This is a genomic window from Variovorax sp. LjRoot130 (assembly GCF_964253755.1).
Classification (GTDB): Bacteria; Pseudomonadota; Gammaproteobacteria; order Burkholderiales; family Burkholderiaceae_C; genus Variovorax.
This window is the reverse complement of sequence record NZ_CAXURM020000001.1, coordinates 4,876,785-4,899,344: the sequence shown is the minus strand read 5'-3', so window position 1 is coordinate 4,899,344 and position 22,560 is coordinate 4,876,785. Positions and strand designations below refer to the sequence as shown.

At 68.4% G+C, this 22,560-nt stretch carries 22 protein-coding genes; 9 read left to right on the top strand and 13 right to left on the bottom strand.

Going from position 1 to position 22,560, the window contains the following annotated elements:
• Positions 1-16 precede the first annotated feature (16 nt).
• Positions 17-211, top strand: a complete 195-nt coding sequence (locus ACSQ86_RS24380; protein WP_093104104.1) for a DUF2905 domain-containing protein — start codon at positions 17-19, stop codon at positions 209-211.
• 4 nt (positions 212-215) lie between these two features.
• Complete coding sequence (locus ACSQ86_RS24375) at positions 216-1,142, top strand: ROK family protein (protein ID WP_436309719.1); 927 nt, start codon at positions 216-218, stop codon at positions 1,140-1,142.
• Here ACSQ86_RS24375 and ACSQ86_RS24370 read toward each other — a convergent pair.
• The gene (locus tag ACSQ86_RS24370) at positions 1,115-2,647 is read right to left on the bottom strand and encodes a PLP-dependent aminotransferase family protein (protein WP_436305406.1); all 1,533 of its coding nucleotides are present in this window, start codon (positions 2,645-2,647) and stop codon (positions 1,115-1,117) included. The genes ACSQ86_RS24375 and ACSQ86_RS24370 overlap by 28 nt on opposite strands.
• Positions 2,648-2,829: 182 nt before the next feature.
• Between ACSQ86_RS24370 and ACSQ86_RS24365 the strand changes: the two genes are divergently transcribed.
• Positions 2,830-3,147: a hypothetical protein gene (locus tag ACSQ86_RS24365; RefSeq protein WP_436309718.1), complete on the top strand. Its 318-nt coding sequence runs from the start codon at positions 2,830-2,832 to the stop codon at positions 3,145-3,147.
• Here ACSQ86_RS24365 and otsA read toward each other — a convergent pair.
• From otsA to ACSQ86_RS24330, 7 genes are all read right to left on the bottom strand, one after another.
• Positions 3,144-4,529 (bottom strand): alpha,alpha-trehalose-phosphate synthase (UDP-forming), encoded by a 1,386-nt coding sequence (otsA, locus tag ACSQ86_RS24360; protein ID WP_093104110.1) that lies wholly within the window; start codon positions 4,527-4,529, stop codon positions 3,144-3,146. The genes ACSQ86_RS24365 and otsA overlap by 4 nt on opposite strands.
• A gap of 25 nt (positions 4,530-4,554) precedes the next feature.
• On the bottom strand, positions 4,555-6,480 hold the full coding sequence (locus ACSQ86_RS24355; RefSeq protein WP_436305404.1) for a glycoside hydrolase family 15 protein: 1,926 nt from the start codon (positions 6,478-6,480) through the stop codon (positions 4,555-4,557).
• Complete coding sequence (gene otsB / locus ACSQ86_RS24350; protein WP_093104113.1) at positions 6,477-7,238, bottom strand: trehalose-phosphatase; 762 nt, start codon at positions 7,236-7,238, stop codon at positions 6,477-6,479. The genes ACSQ86_RS24355 and otsB overlap by 4 nt, the downstream gene beginning before the upstream one ends.
• A gap of 64 nt (positions 7,239-7,302) precedes the next feature.
• Complete coding sequence (locus tag ACSQ86_RS24345; RefSeq protein ID WP_436309717.1) at positions 7,303-8,559, bottom strand: multifunctional CCA addition/repair protein; 1,257 nt, start codon at positions 8,557-8,559, stop codon at positions 7,303-7,305.
• 41 nt (positions 8,560-8,600) lie between these two features.
• Entirely contained in the window at positions 8,601-9,284 is a 684-nt protein-coding gene (locus ACSQ86_RS24340; protein WP_436305402.1) for a glutathione S-transferase family protein, read from the bottom strand.
• 85 nt (positions 9,285-9,369) lie between these two features.
• Entirely contained in the window at positions 9,370-9,930 is a 561-nt protein-coding gene (locus tag ACSQ86_RS24335) for an MgtC/SapB family protein (RefSeq protein WP_436305401.1), read from the bottom strand.
• A complete protein-coding gene (locus tag ACSQ86_RS24330) occupies positions 9,930-11,951 on the bottom strand; it encodes a transglycosylase SLT domain-containing protein (protein WP_436309716.1) in 2,022 nt (673 codons plus the stop codon). The genes ACSQ86_RS24335 and ACSQ86_RS24330 overlap by 1 nt, the downstream gene beginning before the upstream one ends.
• A 9-nt stretch (positions 11,952-11,960) precedes the next feature.
• Between ACSQ86_RS24330 and ACSQ86_RS24325 the strand changes: the two genes are divergently transcribed.
• Complete coding sequence (locus tag ACSQ86_RS24325; protein ID WP_093104122.1) at positions 11,961-12,578, top strand: 5-formyltetrahydrofolate cyclo-ligase; 618 nt, start codon at positions 11,961-11,963, stop codon at positions 12,576-12,578.
• A gap of 1 nt (position 12,579) precedes the next feature.
• Here the strand turns inward: ACSQ86_RS24325 and ACSQ86_RS24320 are convergent, their stop codons facing one another.
• On the bottom strand, positions 12,580-13,563 hold the full coding sequence (locus tag ACSQ86_RS24320; RefSeq protein WP_436305398.1) for a LysR substrate-binding domain-containing protein: 984 nt from the start codon (positions 13,561-13,563) through the stop codon (positions 12,580-12,582).
• A 138-nt stretch (positions 13,564-13,701) separates the two neighbouring features.
• Between ACSQ86_RS24320 and ACSQ86_RS24315 the strand changes: the two genes are divergently transcribed.
• On the top strand, positions 13,702-14,022 hold the full coding sequence (locus ACSQ86_RS24315) for a DUF2917 domain-containing protein (RefSeq protein ID WP_436309715.1): 321 nt from the start codon (positions 13,702-13,704) through the stop codon (positions 14,020-14,022).
• An 18-nt stretch (positions 14,023-14,040) separates the two neighbouring features.
• Here ACSQ86_RS24315 and ACSQ86_RS24310 read toward each other — a convergent pair whose 3' ends face one another.
• Positions 14,041-14,445, bottom strand: coding sequence for a BLUF domain-containing protein (locus ACSQ86_RS24310; protein ID WP_436305396.1), 405 nt, complete (start codon positions 14,443-14,445; stop codon positions 14,041-14,043).
• A 91-nt stretch (positions 14,446-14,536) separates the two neighbouring features.
• On the opposite strand from ACSQ86_RS24310, the gene ACSQ86_RS24305 reads away from it, so the two are divergent.
• Both ACSQ86_RS24305 and ACSQ86_RS24300 read left to right on the top strand, forming a co-directional pair.
• The gene (locus ACSQ86_RS24305) at positions 14,537-15,307 is read left to right on the top strand and encodes a Crp/Fnr family transcriptional regulator (protein WP_436305395.1); all 771 of its coding nucleotides are present in this window, start codon (positions 14,537-14,539) and stop codon (positions 15,305-15,307) included.
• Between the two features lie 117 nt (positions 15,308-15,424).
• Positions 15,425-16,723: a hypothetical protein gene (locus ACSQ86_RS24300; protein WP_436309714.1), complete on the top strand. Its 1,299-nt coding sequence runs from the start codon at positions 15,425-15,427 to the stop codon at positions 16,721-16,723.
• Here ACSQ86_RS24300 and ACSQ86_RS24295 read toward each other — a convergent pair.
• On the bottom strand, positions 16,708-17,640 hold the full coding sequence (locus ACSQ86_RS24295; protein ID WP_436309713.1) for a hypothetical protein: 933 nt from the start codon (positions 17,638-17,640) through the stop codon (positions 16,708-16,710). The genes ACSQ86_RS24300 and ACSQ86_RS24295 overlap by 16 nt on opposite strands.
• A 64-nt stretch (positions 17,641-17,704) precedes the next feature.
• Positions 17,705-18,595: a DUF6279 family lipoprotein gene (locus tag ACSQ86_RS24290; RefSeq protein ID WP_436305392.1), complete on the bottom strand. Its 891-nt coding sequence runs from the start codon at positions 18,593-18,595 to the stop codon at positions 17,705-17,707.
• On the opposite strand from ACSQ86_RS24290, the gene glmU reads away from it, so the two are divergent.
• Positions 18,594-20,030 (top strand): bifunctional UDP-N-acetylglucosamine diphosphorylase/glucosamine-1-phosphate N-acetyltransferase GlmU, encoded by a 1,437-nt coding sequence (glmU, locus tag ACSQ86_RS24285; protein WP_436309712.1) that lies wholly within the window; start codon positions 18,594-18,596, stop codon positions 20,028-20,030. The genes ACSQ86_RS24290 and glmU overlap by 2 nt on opposite strands.
• On the opposite strand, the gene ACSQ86_RS24280 is transcribed toward glmU, so the two are convergent.
• Positions 19,984-20,499 carry an Lrp/AsnC family transcriptional regulator gene (locus ACSQ86_RS24280; RefSeq protein WP_436309711.1) on the bottom strand — a complete coding sequence of 172 codons (516 nt, stop codon included), beginning with the start codon at positions 20,497-20,499 and terminating at the stop codon, positions 19,984-19,986. The genes glmU and ACSQ86_RS24280 overlap by 47 nt on opposite strands.
• Positions 20,500-20,638: 139 nt before the next feature.
• Between ACSQ86_RS24280 and glmS the strand changes: the two genes are divergently transcribed.
• Positions 20,639-22,519 carry a glutamine--fructose-6-phosphate transaminase (isomerizing) gene (gene glmS / locus ACSQ86_RS24275; protein ID WP_436309710.1) on the top strand — a complete coding sequence of 627 codons (1,881 nt, stop codon included), beginning with the start codon at positions 20,639-20,641 and terminating at the stop codon, positions 22,517-22,519.
• Positions 22,520-22,560: the final 41 nt, after the last annotated feature.

The window sequence follows — 22,560 nt, the reverse complement described above, 5'->3', positions numbered from 1 at the left end:
GAGCTAGACTCTTCGTATGATTCGCTGGCTGATCGTCGTCGTGCTTGCACTGGTCCTGATGAGCGGGCTCACCGAGTGGCTGCGGCGCTACGGCTTCGGGCGCCTGCCCGGCGACTTCGAGTTCCGCGCCTTCGGGCGCGAATGGCAGCTGCCGATCGGAAGCACGGTGGTGCTCAGCACGATCGCAGCCTTGATCGCAAAGTGGATTTGATTCGATGAGAGCTTGTGTCGATATCGGCGGCACCAAGGTGGCCGTGAGCCTGTCGGCCGACAGCGCATCCCCGCTGATCGGCCGGCGCAGCGAACCGACCGCCAAGACCGGCGACAACGATGCGGTGGCGCTGCAGATCCTGCGGCTCATCGACGAGATCTGCGCCGAGCAGGGCATCGCCGCCGATTCGATCGACCGCGTGGGCGTGTCCTCGGCCGGTCCCTTCGTGCTGCGCGACGGCATGGTCGAACTCGCCACGCCCAATATCTGCGGCGGCATCGCGGGTCCGGCGCGCGGCCTGCCCAACCAATGGATGACGGCGATCGTCGAGGCGCCGCTCAAGCGGCGCTTCGACCACGTGCGGGTCGAGAACGACGCGGTGGCCGCGCTCGAGGCCGAGCGCCGCTGGGGCGCGCTGCAGGGCGCCGATCATTGCGCCTACGTCACCTGGAGCACCGGCGTCGGCGTCGGCCTGTGCGTCGACGGCCGCATCCTGCACGGCAAGAACGGCAATGCGGGCCATGCGGGCCACAGTTTCGTGGTCGACGACGACAGCAACGCGCTGTGCGGCTGCGGCAATGTCGGCGACGTCGAGGGCCTGGCCGCCGGCAACTCGATCGCGCGCCGCTTCGCGCATTCGGCCCTCGAGCTCTTCGCCGCGGCGGCCGCGGGCGATCCGCAGGCGCTGGCCACCACCGATGCGCTGTGCCGTGTGATGGGCCGCATGCTCTACAACCTGGTCGCCACGCTCGATCTGCAGCGCATCAGCCTGGGCGGCAGCGTGTTCTGGAACAACCGCGATTTCCTGCTGCCGCGCCTGCAGGCGCAGGTCGACGGCAAGCTGGTCGCTTTGACGCGCGGTGCAGTGCTGGTGCCCGCGGGGCTGGGCGACAAGGTGGGTGATTACGCGGCGCTGGCGCTGCTCGACTGAAGCCGGCGCGCCTCAGGCGACCAGGCGGGTGCAGGCGATGGCCGAGTCGTCTGTGCCTTCCCTGCGCCCCGGCTCAACGTCTCGACGATCTGGCCCAGGCGGCGCAGGGCGGCATCGACCGTCTCGCCGTAGGGCCAACCGCAGTTGATGCGCATGTAGTGGTCGAAGCGCGAGGAGTTCGAGAACAGCGTGCCGGGCGCCACCACGATCCGCTCGGCCAGCGCCGCATCGAAGACCCGCGACGAGGAGAGGCGCTCGGGCAGCTCGACCCACAGCTGCAGCCCGCCGGGTGGCAGGTTGATGCGGGTCCCTGCAGGAAAGTAGCCCGCGATCGCATCGGCGGTCTGCTCGCGCTGCGTCTTCAGGCAGTTGCGCAGATGGCGCAGGTGGCGATCGTAGGCGCCGGTGGCCATGAACAGGCCGGCCGCGCCTTGCGAGAGTCCCTCGTTGTTGCGCGTCTGCGCGAACTTGAGCATCTCCACGCGCGCCTGCCAGCGCCCGGCCGCGATCCAGCCCAGCCGCAGGCCGGGCGCGAGGATCTTGTGCAGCGAGGCGCAATGGATCACGTTGCCGCTGGCATCCCAGGACTTGAGCGCGCGCGGCGGCATCTGCGCATCGATGAGCTCGCTGTAGGTGTCGTCCTCGATCAAGGGAATCGCGTGCTGCTCGCACAGCTGCGCGAGCCGCGCCTTGTGGGCATCGGGCATCACGCTGCCCAGCGGGTTCTGCAGGTGAGGCACCACCACCACGGCCTTGATGTTGTCGTAGGTGCGGATCGCGAGTTCCAGCGCCTCGATCGAGATGCCGGTCTGCGGGCTGGTCGGGATCTCCAGCGCGCGCATGCCCAGGCTCTCGAGCACCTGCAGCAGGCCGTAGAAGGTGGGCGACTCCACGGCCACCGTGTCGCCCGGCTGCGCCACGGCACGCAGCGCGAGGTTGAGCGCCTCGATGCAGCCGTTGGTCACCAGGATGTCCTCCGGCGAGATCGTCATGCCCACGCGCAGGCTGCGCTGGGCGAGCACCTCCCGGAACTGGCGATGGCCCTTCAGCGGCGCGGCGACCGCCAGCATGCCGGGGTGCTGGCGCAGCATGCGCGTCATGGCGCTGCGCAGCGCCTCGGCCGGATAGAGCTCCGGCGCGCCGCGCGCGATGGAGAGGTTGAGCTTCTCGGGGATCTGCCGGCGGCGCGCCACGAAGTCCGACACCTTGGCGTGGATGCCGACGTACTGCGCCGGGTCGGGCGCCCGGTCGGCCGCGGGCTCGTCCATGGCCGCGATCGACAGGCGCCGCGGGCGCCGCACGAAGTAGCCCGAGCGCTCGCGCGCCTCGACCCAGCCTTCGCTCTCCATCGCGCGGCACAGCTGCAGCGCGGTCGAGAGGCTGATGTCGTGCTGGCGCATCAGGCGCCGCAGCGAGGGCAGCTTGTCGCCGGGCTTGAGCGAGCCGGCGCGGATCGCGTCGAGGTAGTGCGTGGCCAGCTGCCGGTAGAGCGGGGGTGAGTCCATGGCTTCGATGCTCCGGCAATGAGGGCAGGGAAAACAGATGCAGATGCGGGGGAAAACGACCATAACAGATGGGTTCGGAGCGCCACTGTTGCGCTTCCGATTGCCCTTGGCTGTGCCTGTTTTTGCGGCAGCCCGCTGCCTACGATTCAGCCATCCCCACTCTGCATCGAAAGAGGCCAGCCATGACCAGCGATCTTTCCGAAACCACGCGGCTCGAGCCCGGCCAATCGCTGCGCTTGGCGGTCGATGCGGGCGCCTCGCTGCTGGTCATGGAAGGCCGCGTGCGCATCGTGTCGCCGCCGTCCTGGTTCGGCGACACCGTGTTCAGCGTGGAGAACAGCTTCGACGAAGGCGAGGCCTACCTTGCCGGGCGCGGCGGCTGGATCGAGGTCACCGCGCTGGCGCCGGCGCGCCTCAGGGGCGTGCCGCAAGCGGCGCCCGCGGTGCCGGCCGTGAGTTCGCGCGTCGCGCGGCTGGTGCAGTTGCTCTTCGCGAGCTAGCGCACGCTCTCGGCCGCGCGCAGCGCCTCGAGAAAGCTGCGCCGCCACCAGTGCACGTCCTGCTCGCGGATGCGCGCCAGCAGCTTCTGGTGGCGTTCGCGGCGCTCTTCCAGCGGCATCTGCAGCGCCTGTTGCACGGTCTCGGCGGTGCCGTGCGTGTCGTAGGGGTTCACCAGCAGCGCTTCCTTCAACTGTTCGGCCGCACCGGCGAAGCGCGAGAGCACCAGCACGCCCGGATCGGCCGGGTCCTGCGCGGCGATGTATTCCTTGGCCACCAGGTTCATGCCGTCGCGCAGCGGCGTCACCAGTCCGACCGCGGCCGCACGGCACAGCCCCGGCACGCGCTTGCGCGCCACCATGCGGTGGATGTAGCGCACCGGCATCCAGTCGAGCTCGCCGTAGTCGCCGTTGATGGCGCCGCACAGCGATTCGAGCTCGCGCCGGATGTCGGCGTAGGCGTCGACCGTCTCGCGCGTGGGCGAGGCGATCTGGATCAGGGTCGCGCTGCGGCGGTTCTCGGGGTAGTTGGCCAGCAGTTCGCGGAAGGAGCGCACGCGGTTCGGGATGCCCTTGGAATAGTCGAGCCGGTCGATGCCCAGCAGCAGGCGCCGGCTCGAGTACTCGCGCTTCATGGTCTCGTACATGTCGCGCGATTCCTTGGCATGCGTGAGCGCGGCGAACTCGTCGACGTCGATGCCGATCGGGAAGGCGCCGCAGCGCACGGTCTGGCCGTACGCACGGTAGATGCTGTTGCCCATGAAGGCGCCGTTGGCCTCGTTGCGCACGTACTGCTCGAAATGCTGCACGTCCTGCTGGGCCTGGAAGCCGATCAGGTCGTAAGCGAAGAGCGAGCGCATGAGCCATTCGTGCTGCGGGACCGCCGCCATGATGATGTGCGGCGGCAGCGGGATGTGCAGGAAGAAGCCGATGCGCTGCCTGCACCCCATCGCGCGCAGCTCGGCCGCGAGCGGGATCAGGTGATAGTCGTGCACCCAGATGATGTCGTCGTCCTGCAGCAGCGGCAGCAGCTTGCGCGCGAACAGCTGGTTCACACGCCGGTAGCCGCCGATGAAGCTGGCCTCGAAGTTGGCCAGGTCCAGCCGGTCGTGGAACACCGGCCACAGCACGTCGTTGCTGTAGCCGAGGTAGTAGCTGTCGTGGTCTTCGCGGCCGAGGTCGAGGGTGGCGAGCGTGACCTTGCCGGCCTGCTGCCGGTGCATATCGCCTTCGCCGGTCGGGCCGTTCTCGACAATGGTGCCGCTCCAGCCGAACCACAGGCCGCCGGTCAGCTGCAGGCTTTCGCCGAGCGCCACGGCCAGCCCGCCGGCCGCGGGCTTGCGCGGATCGGCAACGCGATTGGAAATGACGACGAGACGGCTCATGGGCTCCTTGTGATCGCGGCCGGTTTCAAATGCACGAATCCCAGGGAGCCGACAGCCGCACCGCCGCATTGATGATGCCGACCATCGAATAGGTCTGCGGGAAGTTGCCCCACATCTCGCCCGTGACCGGGTGCGTGTCTTCCGACAGCAGGCCCAGTGGATTGCGTGCCGCCAGCATGGTCTCGAAGATCTGCCGCGCCTCGGCCTTGCGGCCGATCTTGGCCAGGGCGTCGATGCGCCAGAAAGTGCAGATGTTGAAGGCCGTCTCGGGCTTGCCGAAATCGTCGGCCGCCTCGTAGCGGCGCATGTAGGGACCGTCGCAGAGCGACTTCTCCATGGCCTCGACGGTCGAGATGAAGCGCGGGTCGCGCGCATCGATCAGGCCGACCTCGGCCATCAGCAGGATGCTCGCATCGAGCTCGTGGCCGCCGAAGCTCTCGGCGAAGGCCTGGCGCTCCTCGCACCAGGACTTGGTGAGGATCTCCTCGTGCATGCGCGAGGAGTGGCCGTGCCAGTAGGCCGCGCGCTCCGGCAGGCCGAGCGCGCGCGCCACCTTCGCGAGCCGGTCGCAGGCGGCCCAGCTCATCAGCGCCGAGCTGGTGTGCACGCGCGCGCGCGTGCGCAGCTCCCACATGCCGGCATCGGGCGTACCGTAGACGCGGATGGCCTGCTCGCCCACGGCTTCGAGGTGGGGGAACTCGGCCACGCCGGCGCGGCTGAGCAGCCGGTGGTCGTGGAAGGCCTGCGAGGCGCCGAGCACGATGTTGCCGTAGACGTCGTGCTGGAAGTGCTCCTGCGCCTGGTTGCCCACGCGCACCGGCCCCATGCCGCGGTAGCCGGCCAGCCCTTCGACGAAGGACTCGGGCAGTTCGCGCTCCAGGCCGATGCCGTAGAGCGGCTGGATGTGCTGGCCGTGCGAGCCGATCACGACGTTGCTGAGCCAGCGCAGGTAGTCCTCCATGGTGCCGACCTCGGACAGGCTGTTGAGCGCGCGCACCACGAAGAAGGCGTCGCGCAGCCAGCAGAAGCGGTAGTCCCAATTGCGCTGGCTGCCCGGCGCCTCGGGAATGCTGGTGGTCATGGCGGCGACGATGGCGCCGGTGTCCTCGTAGAGCGAGAGCTTGAGCGTGATCGCGGCGCGGATCACCGCGTCCTGCCACTCGAAGGGGATCGCGAGCCGCTTGCTCCAGGTGCGCCAGTAGGCGATGGTTTCCTGCTCGAAATGGCGCGCCGTGTCGGCGATGCCGTCGGTCAGCGTCTCGTCGGCGCCGAACACGAAGTTGTGCTCGCGCGACAGCACGAAGGGCTGGCGCGAGAGCACGTGCGAGACCGGGGCGTCGGTGTTGAGACGCAACGCGAAGTCGGGCCCCACATAGCGGATGTGGTTGCTGCCGCGCGTCATGGTCGGCGCCGTCGCGCCCCACTGGAAGCGAGGGGCCAGCGAGACGCGGATGCGCGGTGTGCCCTGGATCGGCCTGACGCGGCGAACGATTGTGAGCGGCCTGAAATAACGCGAGCGGCTGTGAAAGCGCGGCGCCAGGTCGGTGATCTCGAGGCCCTGGCCCGCACTGTCGAAGAGCTGGGTGCGCAGCACGGCGGTGTTCGGCTCGTACCACTGCTTGGCCGATGCGAAGTCCTCGATTTCGATGGCCCATGCGCTCGCATCCTCGGCCGGATGCAGCAGCGCGTTGAACACCGGCTCGCCGTCGAAACGCGGCAGGCAGCACCAGACGATGCGCCCGCGCTCGTCGACCAGCGCGCTGAAGGCGCAGTTGCCGATCACGCCCAGCTTCAGCGAGGGGTTGGCCGGCGCAACGAAGCCGCGGCGGGCAGCGGGTGCGTCCAGCACCTCGGGATGCGGCGCTGCCTTGTCGCTCGCGCCGGCGGCGCCGGCAATCGACTCGCCGGCGCGGTCTTCGGGCGCGGCGACCTCTTTCAGATTCGTCGTCATGCAGGTTTTCCTTCCGTGTCGGATTCCGGTCCCGCGAGCAGATCGCGTGCCTGGACCAGCCATTCGAACACGGCGCGCGGGGAATCCAGCCGGTGCAGCGCCAGGCTGGGGCCCGATCCGACCTTGATCGCCACGCCGCCGCGCGGCTGCACGATGGCGAAGCCGCTTTCGTCGGTGGTGTCGTCGCCGGCGAAGACCGGCATGCGGCCGGCGAAGGGCGCTTCGCGCAGGAAGGCGTCGATCGCGACGCCCTTGTTGATGCCCGCGGGCTTGACCTCGAACACGAACTTGCCGTGCAGCAGCTCCAGCTGCGGCTGGCCGTCGATCGCGCGCAGCAGCGCGTCGCGGCAGACGGCTTCGAGCTGGGGCGCGAGCCGGTAGTGCAGGGCGATCGCGGCATGCTTGCGTTCCACCAGCAGGCCTTCGTAGACGCGCGCGAGCTCGTTGACGACGTCCAGCACCATCCTGAGGTCGGGTGCGCGCTGCTCCTGCATCCGGCCCTCGGCATCGCGGCGCTGCACGCCGTGCTCGCCGGCGGCCGGCAGGCGCAGCGGTGCAAGGAAGCGGTCGAGCACGTCGATCTGCCGGCCAGACACGACCGCCAGCGCGCCGCCCAGCAGGTCGTGCAGGTCGTCGAGCAGAGCGACCAGGGAGGTCGGCACCTCGATCGCTTCGGGCGTCTCGGCAATGGCCACGAGCGTGCCGTCGAAATCGAGGAACAGGGCAGCGTCTGGCGTGAGGCGGGGGGGCGTCTGCATTTAGGGGAAAACCATAGCAGACTCGGGCAGTGGGGGGCGTCGGCCAAGACCGCAAATCGGTCTTCTAGGCGCGCGGCGGAAGCGCAGCTGCAACGGCGGCAACCCGCGCACGGGCGATTGCCTCGCCGATTTTCGGGCCCGCTGCACCCGCCAGCTGTGCGTCGCGTGCAATGGGCTCCGTTTCGACCGATTGCGCCGCGCCGAGTGCCGCCAGCAGGCGCTCGCGCTGCGGGTAGGCGCTGTCCTCGAGCCCGAGCCGCCCGCGCGCGTCGCATTCGCAGGCCAGCAGCGCCTGTTCGAAGCGCTCCGGCTTGCGAAATGCATCGCAGCGTTCGAGCAGCCGCACCAGCGCCGTCGCATTGAGTTCGCCGCTGCGATGGATGTTGCCGTGCTCGCGCGCCACCACCTCGGCCAGTTCGCGCAGCTCGACCGGCACGCGCCAGCGCTCGCACACAGCCTGCAGCAGCGCCGCGCCGCGCTGCTCGTGGCCGATGTGGCGCGGCAGTACCTCGGGCGGCGTGCTGCCCTTGCCGAGGTCGTGCACCAGGCAGGCGAAGCGCACCGCCAGCGGCGCCTCGAGCCGCGCCGCCATGTCGAGCACCATCATGAGGTGCAGGCCGGTGTCGACCTCGGGGTGATGGGCTTCGGGCTGCGGCACGCCCCACAGCCGGTCGAGCTCGGGCAGCAGCACGGCCAATGCCCCGCAATCGCGCAACAGCTCGAACATGCGCGAGGGCCTGGCTTCCATCAGCCCGCGCGCGAGCTCCTGCCAGACGCGCTCGGGCACCAGCGCATCGACTTCGCCGGCCGCGACCATCTCGCGCATCAGCGCCATGGTCTCGGGGGCGACCTCGAAGTCGGTGAAGCGGGCCGCGAAGCGTGCGACGCGCAGGATGCGCACCGGGTCCTCGCGGAAGGCATCGGTCACGTGGCGCAGCAGCTTCTGCGCAAGGTCGTGCCGGCCGTGGAAGGGGTCGATCAGGTGCGCTGTGTCGATGGCGCTGGCGGCCTTGTTTGCCGGCAGCGCGATCGCGTTGACCGTCAGGTCGCGCCGGGCCAGGTCCTGCTCGAGCGTGACGTCGGGCGCGGCATGGATGGTGAAGCCGCGATAGCCGGGCGCGCTCTTGCGTTCGGTGCGCGCCAGCGCGTATTCCTCGCGCGTCTTGGGGTGCAGGAACACCGGGAAGTCGCGGCCCACCGGCAGAAAGCCCTTGGCCACCATCTCTTCGGGCGTGGCGCCGACCACGACCCAGTCGCGATCGCTGCCGGGCCGACCCAGCAGCGCATCGCGGATCGCGCCGCCGACGAGATAGGTTTGCATGGGACGCAGTTTAGGTGCTGGCCCCTCATGCCGGATCTCGCTCAGCGCTCGATTCGGTAGGGTTCGTCGATGACGACGAAGCGCTTCTCGACCAGCGCCTCATCGATCCAGGCCTTCACGCCGGGAAGCTGCTGTACGCGCTCGATATAGGCTGTGATCGCGGCAGGCACCGGCAGGCCGAAGGTCCTGATGCGCACGCCGACCGGCGCGAAGTACGCATCCGCGATGCCGAACTCGCCGAACAGCATCGGCCCGCCATGGGTTTCCAGGAGGCCGCTCCACATCTGCACGATGCGCGCGAGGTCGACACCCACCTCCGGCTTGTCGCGCAGGATGATCCGGCCCTGCTCACGCAGGTCCGCCTCGATGTTCATTCCGCAGTGGGTGCGCAGTGCGCCGAAACCTGCGTGCATCTCGGCGCAGATGCTGCGCGCATGCGCGCGCTGGGCCATGTCGCGCGGCCAGAGGGCCTTGTCGGGATGGCTCTCGGCGAGGTATTCGCAGATCGCCAGCGTGTCGTAGACGATGGTGGCGCCGTCCACGAGCACTGGCACGCGGCCGGTCGGGTTGATCGCGTGGATGGTCTTCTTGAAGTGCGAGTCGGCATCGAAGTCGTCGAAGGGCACCATGACTTCCTCGAACGCGATGCCGGCCTGCTTCATGAGCACCCAGGGCCGCATCGACCAGGACGAGTAGTTCTTGTTGCCGATGTAGAGCTTGGGCATCGCGGTCCTCCAGGTTGCTGCAAAGCCCTCGATGCTAGCGGCTGGGCAGCGCGCGATTGATGCCGAAGGCGTGCGCCATTGATGCTCAGCGCCTGGTTTCGTCGTCGGGCGAGGCGATCACGCGGGGTTTCCCGTTCGCACCGCCGCCGGGAGGCGGGCCGATCATCCGCTCGATCAGCTCCACCAGTCGCGGCACCAGCGCAAGCACGGCCAGCGCCAGCAGGGCGCTGAGTATCGCGGTCACCTCGCGTCCGAGTCCGCTGGCCATGCCGATGGCGGCCGTCATCCAGAGGCCGGCCGCGGTGGTGAGGCCCTCCACGTGCCGTTCGTCCCGGCCCTGCTTGAGAATGGTCCCGGCGCAGAGAAAACCCACGCCCGCCACCAGACCCTGGATCACGCGGCTCATGTCGGCCGGCACGATGCCGGTCTGCTGAGGCACGAGCACGAAGAGCGCGGAGCCGATCGCCACCAGCATGTGGGTGCGCACCCCGGCGGCCTTGCCGTGCTGTTCGCGCTCGAAACCGAGCGCGAAGCCCAGCACCGCCGCGAGAAAGAGGCGCACCAGGATGCGCGTGAACTGGGCGACGTCGCCGACGTCCGAGAACTCGGCCGCGATGGTGCTCGCGGCTTCGTCCCACCAGGCCATCAGGGCAGGTCCTTGTTGGGCTCGGGCTCGGCGGCGTCGCGTGGGCCCACGTTGCCGAGGCGGTCCTTGATCGATTGCGGCCGGCCGGTGATCAGGGCCGCGTAGTTGGTGGCGTTGGCGAGCACCTTCTTGACGTAGTCGCGGGTCTCGTTGAAGGGCACGTTCTCGGCCCAGATGGCCGCTTCCATCACCGGCCCGTTGCGCCAGTTGCGCGGCCGGCCCGGGCCGGCGTTGTAGGCCGCGGCGGCCAGCGCCATCGAGCCGTCGAAGTCGTCGAGCGCGAGCTTGAGGTAGTTGGTGCCGATGGTGATGTTGGTGTCTCGGTCGTTGATCTGGCCGGGCGTGAAGCCCGCGAGGCCGATCTTGTTGGCAGTCCAGCGCGCAGTGGCGGGCATCACCTGCATCAGGCCCGAGGCGCCGACGCCCGAGCGCGCGTCCATGATGAAGCGGCTTTCCTGCCGGATCAGGCCGTAGACGTAGGCCGGGTCGAGGCCGATTTCCTCGCTCTTGCGCACCACGGTGTCGCGAAAGGGCATCGGGTAGCGCTGCTCGACATCGATCATGCCCTTGGTGCGCTCGCTGGTGTTGATGCAGCGGTCCCACACTTCGCGCTGGCAGGCGAGGTCGGCCGCGGCCAGCAGTTCGCGGTCGCCCATGCCGCCCTTGTCGTGCAGGTTGGTCGCGTAGTTCCACTCGCGCGTGCCCTCGGGGCGCAGGCCGATCGCGATCGCGTTGAGAGCGCGGTTGAGCGCCGGGTTGTTGCGTGCCGCGTCCTTTTCTTCGGCCGTGAGCGGCGCCGGGCGGGTCGGCACGGTGGCGCGCTCGCCCAGCTCTTCGAGTGCCAGCAGTTCGTAGAAGCCGCGCGTGCCGGCAATGCTTTCGAACAGCGCGCGCGCCTGGGCGCGGCGCTCGTCACCGCCCTGGGCGTGGAGGGCGCGCGCCTTCCAGTAGATCCAGGTCGGATCCTGCTGCGTCGATTCGCTCATGGCATCGATCGCGGCCTGCACGTTCTTCCAGTGGCCGCTGCGCAGCGCGGCGCGCGTCTTCCAGGCCAGCATGTCGTCGGAGAGGTCGCCGTTCTTCGTGACGTTCGCGAAGGCGCCGCCCGCCGCCGGCGAGAGCTTGACGGCGTACTGGCGGCCGATCGCGCCCCAGAGCCAGTTGCGCTCCTCCGACGTCAGCATCGGGCCCCACTTGCTCTCGAGCTGGGAGGCCGCCATGTCCGGGTCGGCGATGGTCATCTTGATCAGCGCGAGCACCACGAGTTCCTTGCGCGCCTTGGTGGCGACGAAGGCGCGGCCGGTCAGGAACTTGGCCATGCTGGCATTCAGCTCGTCGAACTGCGCGACGGCATCGGGCGCGGCAAGGAGGATCGCGGCGCGGGCCGCCTGCGGCCGGTTGGCCTCGATGGAAAGGCGCGCCTTTTTCCATGCGTCGTTGGGCGACATCTGGCCGGCCGCGATCATGCGGTCGGCCGCGGTCAGGCAGCCGTCGTCGAGCTCGCGCTGGCCCAGCCAGTTGCGGCGGACTTCGTCGGCCTGCGCCTTGGTGGCGTTGCCGCCGCGCAGCGTTTCGACAAGGATGGCGTAGCAGCGCACCTGGGCATCGTCGTTCATGCGGTAGGCCGGGTGCAGCGTGGCGAAGCCGTCCCAGTCGCGGCGCTGGCCGAGCAGCATCAGCCAGTCGTTGCGCAGGCGGTCTTCCTGGTAGGTGCCGGCGTAGCGCGAGAAGAAGTCCTGCACCTCGGAGGCGCTCGCTTCCTGAAGGCGCGCCTTGAGCTCCCAGTAGGCGGCCCAGGGTTCCAGCGCGTGGCCTCTTGCCTGCGGCAGCAGGGCCGCGAGACGCGCCTTGTCGCCGCGCTGGAAGGCCTGCTTCATTTGCACCAGCACGTCGTCGTCGCGGTTTTGCGCGCAGGCCGGCTGCAGCAGTGCCGCGGTGGCGAGGACGAGCGAAAGAACGAGGGTGGAGAAGGGCGCGCGGGGCCGGCGGGGCGCGGGTGCCAAAATGCTTGCAAACTGCATCGGGCGATTATGGACAAGTCAAAGGGTGCCGACACCTCGGCAACTGCCAACTTTCTCAAGCAACAGCTGCGAAAAGCGCTGATCGAGCAGCGCCTCGCCATGCCCGACCGCCTCGCGCGCGCCGACCTGCTGCAGCGCGTGATGCGGATCTGGCTGGTCGGCCGGCCCGACACCGTGATCGGCGCCTACTGGCCGATCAAGGGCGAGTTCGATCCCTTGCCCGCGCTGCACCGCTGGAAGGAAGACGGGGAATTGCTGGACGAGCCGCACCGCCGGCGCATCGGCCTGCCGGTGGTCGACCGCGTCCACAAGATCCTGACCTTTCGCGCGTGGTATCCGGGCTGCCCGATGGAGAACGACGCCTTCAACATTCCGAAGCCGAAGGACACCGAGCTGATCGTGCCCACGCTGCTGTTCGTGCCCTGTCTGGGCTACAGCGCCGGCGGCTACCGCCTGGGCTACGGCGGCGGCTTCTACGACCGCACGCTGGCGGCGCTGGAGCCGCGGCCTTTCACCGTGGGGCTCGGCTTCACGAACGGCTACATCGAGGAGTTCGAGCCTGAGGCGCACGATCTGCCGCTCGACGCCATCCTCAACGACAACGGCGTAGTCTGGCCGGCGGGCTGATTCAGTCCAGCTGATCGACGGTGTCGGGGTCTGGCACTTCGCCGATGGTCTCGCGCGTGACCGCGGCCTGCGATTGCAGCCAGTCGCAGAAGTCCCTGATCTCGGGCCGCTGCGCGTTGCGCGGACCGACGATCAGCCAGTAGGCCATCGGTGAATCCATGCGGTGCTGCGGCAGCACCTCGACCAGGTCGCCGTTGGCCAGGCTCTCGGCGATCAGCGAGCTGCGTGCCAGCACCAGGCCCTGGCCGGTGAGCGCGGCCTGCACCATCTGGTAGGCGTAGTTGAAATAGAGCCAGCGCTTGGGCTGCGCCCGATGCAGGTCGTTGACTTCGAACCAGCGGCGCCAGGTGAGCCATTCGAGGTGCGTGCGGTGCGCATCGCCGGCCTCGATCAGCGCGAAACGCGCGATGTCGGCCGGCGCCTTGATCGCGGGGTTGCTCTTGATCAGCCAGGGGCTCGCCACCGGCGTCAGCGTTTCGCCGAAGAGCCGCACCGCGCCGGCCGGCATGCTCTCGCCGGGGCCGTAGCGCAGCGCGATGTCGATGTCCGCGAGGTCCATGTCCAGCGCCGTGTCGGTGGCGTCGATGCGGATGTCGATCTCGGGGTTGTCGCGCTGGAAGGCCTCGAGCCGCGGGATCAGCCACATCGAGGCGAAGGAGGCAAAAGTCGTGAGCGACACGCTCTTGCGGCCCGCGCTCTGCCGGATTTGGCGCACCGCGCCGTCGATGCGTGGCAGCGACTGCTGCACCGCCAGCAGCAACTGGGCGCCGGCGCTCGTGAGCTCGACCGCGCGCGTATGGCGCAGGAACAGGCTCACGCCCACCTCTTCTTCCAGCGACTGGATCTGCCGGCTCACGGCCGACTGGGTCAGCGCCATTTCTTCCGCCGCGGCGCGGAAGTTCAGGTGCCGCGCCACGGCCTCGAAGGCGCGCAGGTGACCGGCCGAGATCGGGCGGGAGCGCAGATGGGTCTGGGAATGCTGCATGGGGTGGGGCTGGATTGATGCGAAAGCGGAATCAGTAGGCTACCGCGTTTTCATTGGACCGCCAACGGGGAAGCGCCGATCATTCATTCCCGAAGCGCGCAATTGCGTTTCGGAGAAAACCCTCTACAGGAGTCTCACATGTCCGCCGCTTGCACCACCACCTCTACGTTCCCGTCCCCGGCCCTGGCACGTCCGGCTGCCGTACCGCCGGCCGTGCGCCGGGGTGCATGGCAGCTGTCCGCGGGCGAGGCGACCAGTCTCAGAGCCTCCAGCGCGAGCATCCTGCGCATCCGGCAAGGCCGGGTGTGGGTCACGCGCGATGCCACCGATGTCTGGGGCAGCGAAGACCTGGTGCTCGCACCGGGCGAAACGCTGGCCGTCGCCGCCGGCGAGCGCATCGTGATGGAGCCCTGGGACAGCCGCGGCGCCACTTACAGCTGGGATGTCGCGACGGCCTAGCCCGTCGGGGTTTGCCGGCTATCCAGCAATGTCGAGGCGGGGGCGCAGCGCCAGAAAGCGCTCCAGCGCCTCGGCCCCGTCGAGTTGCTGAAGGATGGCGAGGTCTTCGCCTTCCTCATCGTCCTCGGTCTGGGCCAGGCCCATCTCGAAGCGCTGGTAGCGGCGTTTCGAGAGTCCGCCTTCATAGACCACGCGCATCTCGATGTGCCGCGGGTCGGCCTCCAGGCGGTTCAGCAGGCCCAGCACCTGCTTTCGCGGGCCTTCGAAATGCTGGCAGAAGCGCATGCCGTCGAACACCAGCAGTCCCGTGATTCCCTCCGTTGCGTTGCGGGCTCGCGCCCGAGTCACGATTTGGCCCACGACTTCGGTGGGTTGGCCGGGTGCCAGCAGGCTGCAATAGAGGATCTCGTGGAGTTCGGTCATTCGGTCGCGGGTTGGAAGCGAGCGCAGTGTAGGTGCGCCGAACAGCGCGCGAAATGTGAAAAGACATAGGCGCAAGGCCTATAGTGGGTCGGTGAAATTCGAGGACTATCCGGCCCCTGTCCATCCGCCGCGCTGCGCCCATCCGTGCGAGGAGTGCGGCCTGCGCCGCAACCCCGCTTTCCTGCCCGTATCACCCGAGGAACTGCATGCCATCCAGTCCTTCCGCACGGGCACGCGCGTCGTCGATGCCGGCCGGCCCGTGGTCGAGGAAGACCGACCCAGCGCGCAGCTGTTCACGCTCTATTCCGGTTGGGCCTTTCGCTTCAAGACGCTCAGCGACGGCCGGCGGCAGATCCTGAGCTTCCTGCTGCCGGGCGACTTCATCGGGCTGCAGGACGAGTTTGCCGAGAGTCACACGCACGGCGTCGAGGCGGTGACCGCGGTCACGCTGTGCGTCTTTGCGCGCGACCAGCTCTGGGACCTGTTTCACAGCCAGCCCAAGCTGGGCTACGACATCACGTGGCTGGCGGCGCGCGAGGAAAAGATGGTGGACGACAACCTCGTGACCGCCGGCCGGCGCAACGCGGCCGAGCGGGTCGCGATGCTGCTGATGCATCTTTACCGCCGCGCCGAACGCGTCGACATGGCCCGCGAGGGCTGGGTCGTGTTTCCGTTCAACCAGCAGCACATCGCCGATGCACTGGGCCTGTCGCTGGTGCACACCAACAAGACTTTGCGGCGGCTGCAGCAGCTCGGGCTCTACAAGCTCGACAGCGGATGGCTGCGCATCCTCGAGCCGCAAGTGCTCGAGACGCTGGGCGACTATTTCGAGCGGCCGCTGCGGCCCACGCCGCTGATCTAGGGCCTGTTAACAGGCCTTGGTCACGGCCATCGCGTATCGTAGAGGCCCCGCCCGGAAATCCCGGGCACGAGCCCCGACCCGGCAGCCGCCGGCCAACCCCCTGACTGCGCTGCCTCTGTGAAACTCCTGTCCCGTCTGCGCCAGGTCGCCATGGTTGGCGGCGTCGAAACTTTCGGGGTGGCCATCGGCGGCATTGCCGGCCTGCTCATCGTCAACGTGATGCCGAAGGACCAGTACGCGGCCTACACCTTCCTGGTCGCGTGCATGACGCTGATCCTGGGCATCACCGACCTCGGGCTCGCCCATTGCACCCTGCCCATCGTCGGCCAGCGCGCGGGCGAAGTGCCGTGGGTCGTGGGCGTCTGCCACCAGGTGTTCCGCAAGCGCTGGCTGTTGCTGGCGCTGGGCCTGGCCGTGATCGGGCCCTACTGGTTCTACACCTCGCAGCAGCATGCGTGGGCCGGGTGGGCCTATCTCACAGCGTCGCTGCTCATGGTCGCCGTCGTCCTGCTGGCGCTCAGGGAGCACTACGCCAACACGGTGCTGCTGATCCTTGGCCAGATCCCGACCCTGAACCGGATCGCCTTCTCGTCCCATTGCGTGCGCATCGCTTTCGTCGGCGTGGTGCTCCTGCTGCCCGCGACGTCCTGGTCGGTGACCGGCATCGTGGCGGCGACCGCCGCGGCGAGCTTCGTCAGCGTGATGCTGTACCGCAAGGCCTTCAGGACACAGCAGTTGCCGGATGCCCATCTCGATGCGGCCGACACGAAGAAGGTGGACGCCCAGGTGCTGCGGATCGCGAAGCCGCTGGTGCTGCCGGCCATCTTCTACCAGGTGCAGGGCGTGATCACCGTGTTCCTGGTGTCCTTGTTCGGCACCGCCAGCATGATGGCCGAGGTCGGCGCCTTCGGCCGCTTGGCCATGGTGCTGATCGTGGTCGACCGGGTGACCAACACCCTGCTGTTCCCGGCCATCGCGCGGGCGCCGGTGGGCGCGCGCCTCGGCGCGATCGTGGCACAGGCCCATGTGGCCTATTTCGCCATGGGCGCCCTGGTCCTGCTGACTTCCTTCTTCTTCCCGCAGTACTGGATCCTGCTCCTGGGCAAGCAGTACACCAGCATGACGCCGCTGGTGTGGATGGTGTTCCTGGCCTCGATCCTGATGAACGCCTCGGGTTTTGCCTTCCGCACCCTGTCGGTCCGCGGCGCGACCGCGGGCCAGACCTACAGCATCGCGGTGACGCTGATCACCCAGATCCTCTATCTGTGGCTGGTGGGCGTGAGCGATCTGCGCTCGGTGCTCGGCTTCGGCATTGCCACCAGCCTGGCTAATTTCGGCTACCAGTACTTCCTCCTGGCCGTGCGCTGGCTGGAGTGGCGCAAGGACGCCGTCGACGAGGCTCAGGCGCGCTTGTAGACCCGGCCGATGGCGGCGGCGATCTTCAGCGAGAGCTGGCGCTTGGCGAGCTCGCCGTCCGAATACGCCTTGATCGGCGCGTTGGCGAAGCGGTAGTACCACTTGCTCGCGGCCGAGGGCGGCATTCCGCGCAGGGCCTGGCGGATGTGGCCGCCATGCCAGGGCTTGACCGAGCCGACCGCGTGCGAAAGGTAGTAGCCGCCGGGCGCGAAATCCATGGCTTCCGGCCCGGCCGTGTTCAGCGGCGCCTCGCAGACGGTGAGGGCGAAGTTCAGCGCGTCCTGGTCGGTCGAATGGAACAGGGCGGCGGAACCGCCGGCCTTGAGCTCCTTGGCATGCTCGTTGTAGGCCACCACCAGGTCGCACAGGCGGCGCCACAGGTCCAGGAACTCGAGATGCGCGCGCGAGACCGCGATGAAGCCCGCGTTGTAGTAGCGGTCGAGCCCGCGCCGCGGCGTGGCGCCGTGCGGTTCGAAGAAGCGCGCCCACAGCAGCCGCTTGGGATGCCGCGCAGGGAGGCACCAGTTGACGTCTTCGGCCAGCGAGATCCCGTCTTCGGTGAACCAGCCGGTCAGCGCGGGCCAGTCGCACTTCACGACGATGTCCGGATCGATGTAGGCCACGACATCCGATTGCGGCGCATGCTTCTCCAGCATCTCGCGGATGAAGGTCGGCTTGTAGTAGGTGAAGTGCAGCGGGGTGTCGAGCTCCAGCATGCACAGCACCAGCCCGGGCGCTGCCTGCAGGCGGCCGGTGGCGCGGTCGAAGGCCGGCGAATCGACGATCCAGCCCGGCAGGGCACCGCGGTAGCCGACCCACAGCTCGCCGGTGTAGCCCGCGGCGATCAGCGAATTCGCCAGCGCCGCGACGCCGAAGTGGTAGTTCCGTTCGAAAAGCGTGCAGAGCGTGATGTTCATGGAGGGTCGCAGTTGATCGCGCTCGAGTGTAAACAAATGTTCTATAGGTCGATGCGGCAAGACATCACGGCGCGGCCATCAGCTCGACCAGGTCGCGTTCGTAGGCCTTGAGCCGCCGTGCCGCCTGCTCGCGCTGGGACGCGCTGGTGCGCTCGTGCAGCGCCGCCATGTTGCGGCAGCCCTCCTGCAGCAGCGCCCGTTGCCGGTCGCGAGCCGGCCCGGGCGGTGGGTCGGCGATGCGCTGCACGTAGGCATGGATGGCTGCGCGCGCTTCGGCCGGCGGCGTCTTCTCGGCCTGGAAGCGGCGCAACAGGGCAAGCGTCTCCTGCTGGCGCTTCCTGCGCTGGCTGTCGATGAAGCGCGGATCGAACGCCGACTGCGCCACCTGCTGCCTCAGCAGCTCGCGCTGGGACGGATCGAGCCGGCCATAGAAGTCCTCGTTGCGATCCAGAAGCAGCTCGTAGCGCTTCTCCTGCCAGCGGGCGGGGCTGCGTTCGAGCCAGTCCTTGCCGTAGTCGGCATTGATCTTGGCGTACTTGCGCTCGAGCTGCTGCAACTGCGCGTCGCCCAGGCGCAGGGCGAGATCGGCGCCGGCGGGCTCGGCATGCTCCGCTACTGCCACCATGCGCGCTCGGACCTCATCGCCCATCTCGCAGGCCTGCGCCGGCGTGAAATCGCCGGGCGCGAGGGCCTGGGCCTTCTGCAGCAGCGCGACGATCTTCGGCAACTCGTTTTGGCGATGCCAGGCCAGGAGCTGCACGAGCTCGTCGCGCACGCGCGGCGACTGCGCGCCGTCGAAGTCGAGGTAGCCGTCGAGCCACCAGTAGCTGAATGCGGGCAGGTTGTTGTAGGCCAGCTTGATCGCGCTGCAGGCGGCCAGCGCGGAGGCGACGAGCAGCACGCCGATAATTCGCGCCAGCTTTGCGCAACGCATCCGCATTCGGGAAAGAGGCATGAACAAGACTCCGCAGGACAACCAGGAACCGGTCGACGTCGTCATCATGGCGGCCGGAAAGGGCACGCGCATGAAGAGCAGCTTGCCCAAAGTGTTGCATCGATTGGGCGGGCGCGCACTCGTCTCGCACGTGGTCGACACCGCCCAGCGCATCGGCGCGCGCCACGTGGTGGTCGTGACGGGGCATGGCGCGACCGATGTCGAAGCCGCGCTAGAAAGCGGCGCGAGCGGCAGGGTGCCCCTGTTCGCGCGCCAGGTGCCGCAGCTCGGCACCGGCCACGCGATGCAGCAGGCCGCACCGCTCCTGCCCGACGACGGCACGGTGGTGGTGCTGTCGGGCGACGTGCCGCTGATCGGCGAGGCCACCCTGCGCGCGCTGGTGGCGCAAAGCGGCGGGCGCCGGCTCGCGCTGCTCACGATCCGGGTCGACGATCCGACCGGCTACGGCCGCATCGTGCGGGCCCCTGCGGCCCAGGACGGCGACGGCGAAGTCCTGGCGATCGTCGAAGAGAAGGACGCGAACGAGGCGCAGCGCGCGATCCGCGAGATCTACAGCGGCGTGATGGCGGTGCCGGCCCAGCTGCTGAAGACCTGGCTCGCACGCCTGGACAACAAGAACGCGCAGGGGGAGTACTACCTGACCGACGTGGTCGGCTTCGCCACCATCGATGGCGTGCCCGTGGTCGCGCACCGTACCGACGACGCGTTGCAGGTGGCCGGTGTCAACAGCCCGGCGCAGCTTGCCGCGCTCGAGCGGGCCTATCAGCTTCGCCAGGCCGATGCGCTGATGGCGCAGGGCGTGCGGCTCGCGGACCCGGCGCGCTTCGACCTGCGCGGCACCCTGGCTTGCGAGTCGGATGTGGAGATCGACGTCAACTGCGTCTTCGAAGGCGCGGTGTCGCTGGGGGCGGGCGTGCGCGTGGGTGCCAATTGCGTGATCGCCAACGCGCGCGTCGAGACCGGCGCGGTGATCCATCCCTTCACCCACATCGACGGCGAGAAGGCCGGCGTGACGGTCGGCGAGGGTTCGCGCATCGGCCCCTTCGCGCGGCTGCGGCCCGGGGCCCGCCTGGGCGCCGAAGTGCACATCGGCAACTTCGTCGAAGTGAAGAACTCGACCCTGGCTGCCGGTGCCAAGGCCAACCACCTGGCCTACCTGGGCGACGCCACGGTCGGCGCGCGCGTCAACTACGGTGCCGGCAGCATCACGGCCAACTACGACGGCGCCAACAAGCACCGCACGGTGATCGGTGACGACGTGCACGTGGGGAGCAACTGCGTGCTGGTGGCGCCGGTCACGATCGGCGCCGGCGGCACGGTGGGCGGCGGCTCGACCGTGACCAAGAGCACCGAGCCGGGCGCCTTGACGGTGGCGCGCGCGCGGCAGGTCAGCTTCGCGAACTGGCAGCGCCCGACGAAGCCGCCGAAGGACTGATCGGCAGAGGCACGCGCGAAGTGAATTTCGCCCGCTTCAAGCTGAAGAAGGCCTTCACGTTGCGCACATTGGCATCGATGGTGAAGAGGCGCTGCGCGAGCGCCTGGTAGCCGGGCATGTCGCGCACGGTGGCAATCAACACGAAATCCGGCCCCGGCGAAACCCGGTAGCACTGCTGCACGGCATCGTCCGGCGTCACGCGCGCTTCGAACGCGTCGAGGGCAGCGGCGTCCTGGCGATCCAGCGAGACCTCGATCACGGCGGTGAGCAGTGCGCCGACGCGCTCTGTGCTGAGGATCGCGACCTCGCGCTCGATCCAGCCAGCCTCGCGCAGCCGCCGCACGCGCCGGAGGCAGGTGGGGGCGGAGATGTTGAAGCGCTCGGCCAGCGACTGGTTGCTTTGGGAGGCATCCTGCTGCTGGGCATCCAGAAGCTGCAGGTCGATTTGATCTATGTCGATTGATTTCACATTGACGATAATAATGAAATAATAGTTTGTCCGTGAATGGTGGTGAAATATTCAGTCAAATTCAATTGAATATTGATCTCAAGTTTCGCTACAAGACGCCTACGATCCCACCCGACTTCAATTCCGTAGGAGCTTCTCCATGTGTGGCATCGTCGGCGCCGTTTCTGCTCGCAACATCGTTCCCGTCCTCGTGCAAGGCTTGCAGCGCCTTGAATACCGCGGCTACGACTCCTGCGGCGTGGCCGTGCATGCGAAGGGCCTGCAGCGCGCCCGCACCACGGCGCGCGTGGCCGACCTGCTGGCCCAGGTGCGCGACGACCATATCGAGGGCACGACCGGCATCGCCCACACGCGCTGGGCCACGCACGGTGCGCCGGTGGTGCATAACGCGCATCCGCATTTCAGCCATGGGCCCGGCGCCGACGCGGAATCCGCGCGGCCCGGCCGCGTGGCGCTGGTGCACAACGGCATCATCGAGAACCACGAGGCGCTGCGCGCGGCCCTGCAGGCCAAGGGCTATGTGTTCGCAAGCCAGACCGACACCGAGGCCATCGCGCACCTGATCGACAGCCACTACGACGGCGATCTGTTCGAGGCCGTCAAGACCAGCGTGCGGCAACTGCAGGGCGCCTATGCGATCGCGGCGATCTGCCGCGACGAGCCGCATCGCGTGGTCGGCGCGCGCGCCGGTTCGCCGCTGATCCTCGGCGCCGGCAAGGAAGACGGCGAGAACTTCCTCGCCAGTGACGCGATGGCGCTGGCCGGCGTAACCGACCAGATCGTCTATCTCGAGGAGGGCGATGTGGTCGACATCCAGCCGGGCAAGTACTGGATCGTCGACCGTGCCCACAAGCCGGTCACGCGGCCGGTGCGCACCGTGCTCGCGCACAGCGGCGCCGCGGAGCTGGGCCCGTACCGCCACTACATGCAGAAGGAAATCTTCGAGCAGCCGCGCGCAATTTCGGACACGCTCGAAGGCATCGAGGGCATCGTGCCCGAACTCTTCGACGGCGCCGGCAGCGATGGCGCGCCGGGCGCCGCTGCCTGGCGCGTATTCCAGGACATCGACAAGCTGTTGATCCTGGCTTGCGGCACCAGCTACTACAGCGGTTGCGTCGCCAAGTACTGGCTCGAAAGCATCGCGAAGATCCCGACCCAGGTCGAAATCGCGAGCGAGTACCGCTACCGCGATTCCGTACCGGACCCGAAGACGCTGGTCGTCACCATCAGCCAGTCGGGCGAAACCGCCGACACGCTGGCGGCACTGAAGCACGCGCGCTCACTGGGCATGGAGCAGACCCTGACCATCTGCAACGTCGCGACCAGCGCGATGGTGCGCGAATGCAAGCTGGCCTACATCACGCGCGCCGGCGTCGAGATCGGCGTGGCTTCGACCAAGGCCTTCACGACGCAACTGGCGGGGCTCTTCCTGCTCACGCTCGCACTGGCGCAAGCCAAGGGTCGTTTGAGCGAAGCGGAGGAAGCGCGCTACCTGAAGGAGATGCGGCACATGCCGGTGGCGCTGCAGTCGGTGCTGGCGCTGGAGCCGCAGATCATCAGCTGGGCCGAAGACTTTGCGCGCAAGGAGAACGCGCTCTTCCTCGGCCGCGGGCTGCACTATCCGATCGCGCTCGAAGGCGCGCTCAAGCTCAAGGAAGTGACCTACATCCACGCCGAGGCCTATGCCGCCGGCGAGCTCAAGCACGGCCCGCTCGCGCTGGTCACCAGCGAGATGCCGGTGGTGGCCGTGGCGCCCAACGATGCGCTGCTGGAAAAACTCAAGAGCAACCTGCAGGAAGTGCGCGCGCGCGGCGGCGTGCTCTACGTGCTGGCCGACGGCGACACGCACATCGAGAGCGGCGAAGACCTGCACGTGATCCGCATGCCCGAGCACTACGGCGCGCTGTCACCGATGCTGCACGTGGTGCCGCTGCAGCTGCTGGCCTATCACACGGCCTGCGCGCGCGGGACCGATGTCGACAAGCCGCGGAATCTGGCGAAGAGTGTGACGGTGGAGTAGGGGCGGACGTGGCGCCCGGTACTGAGTAGGTAGTAGTCGCC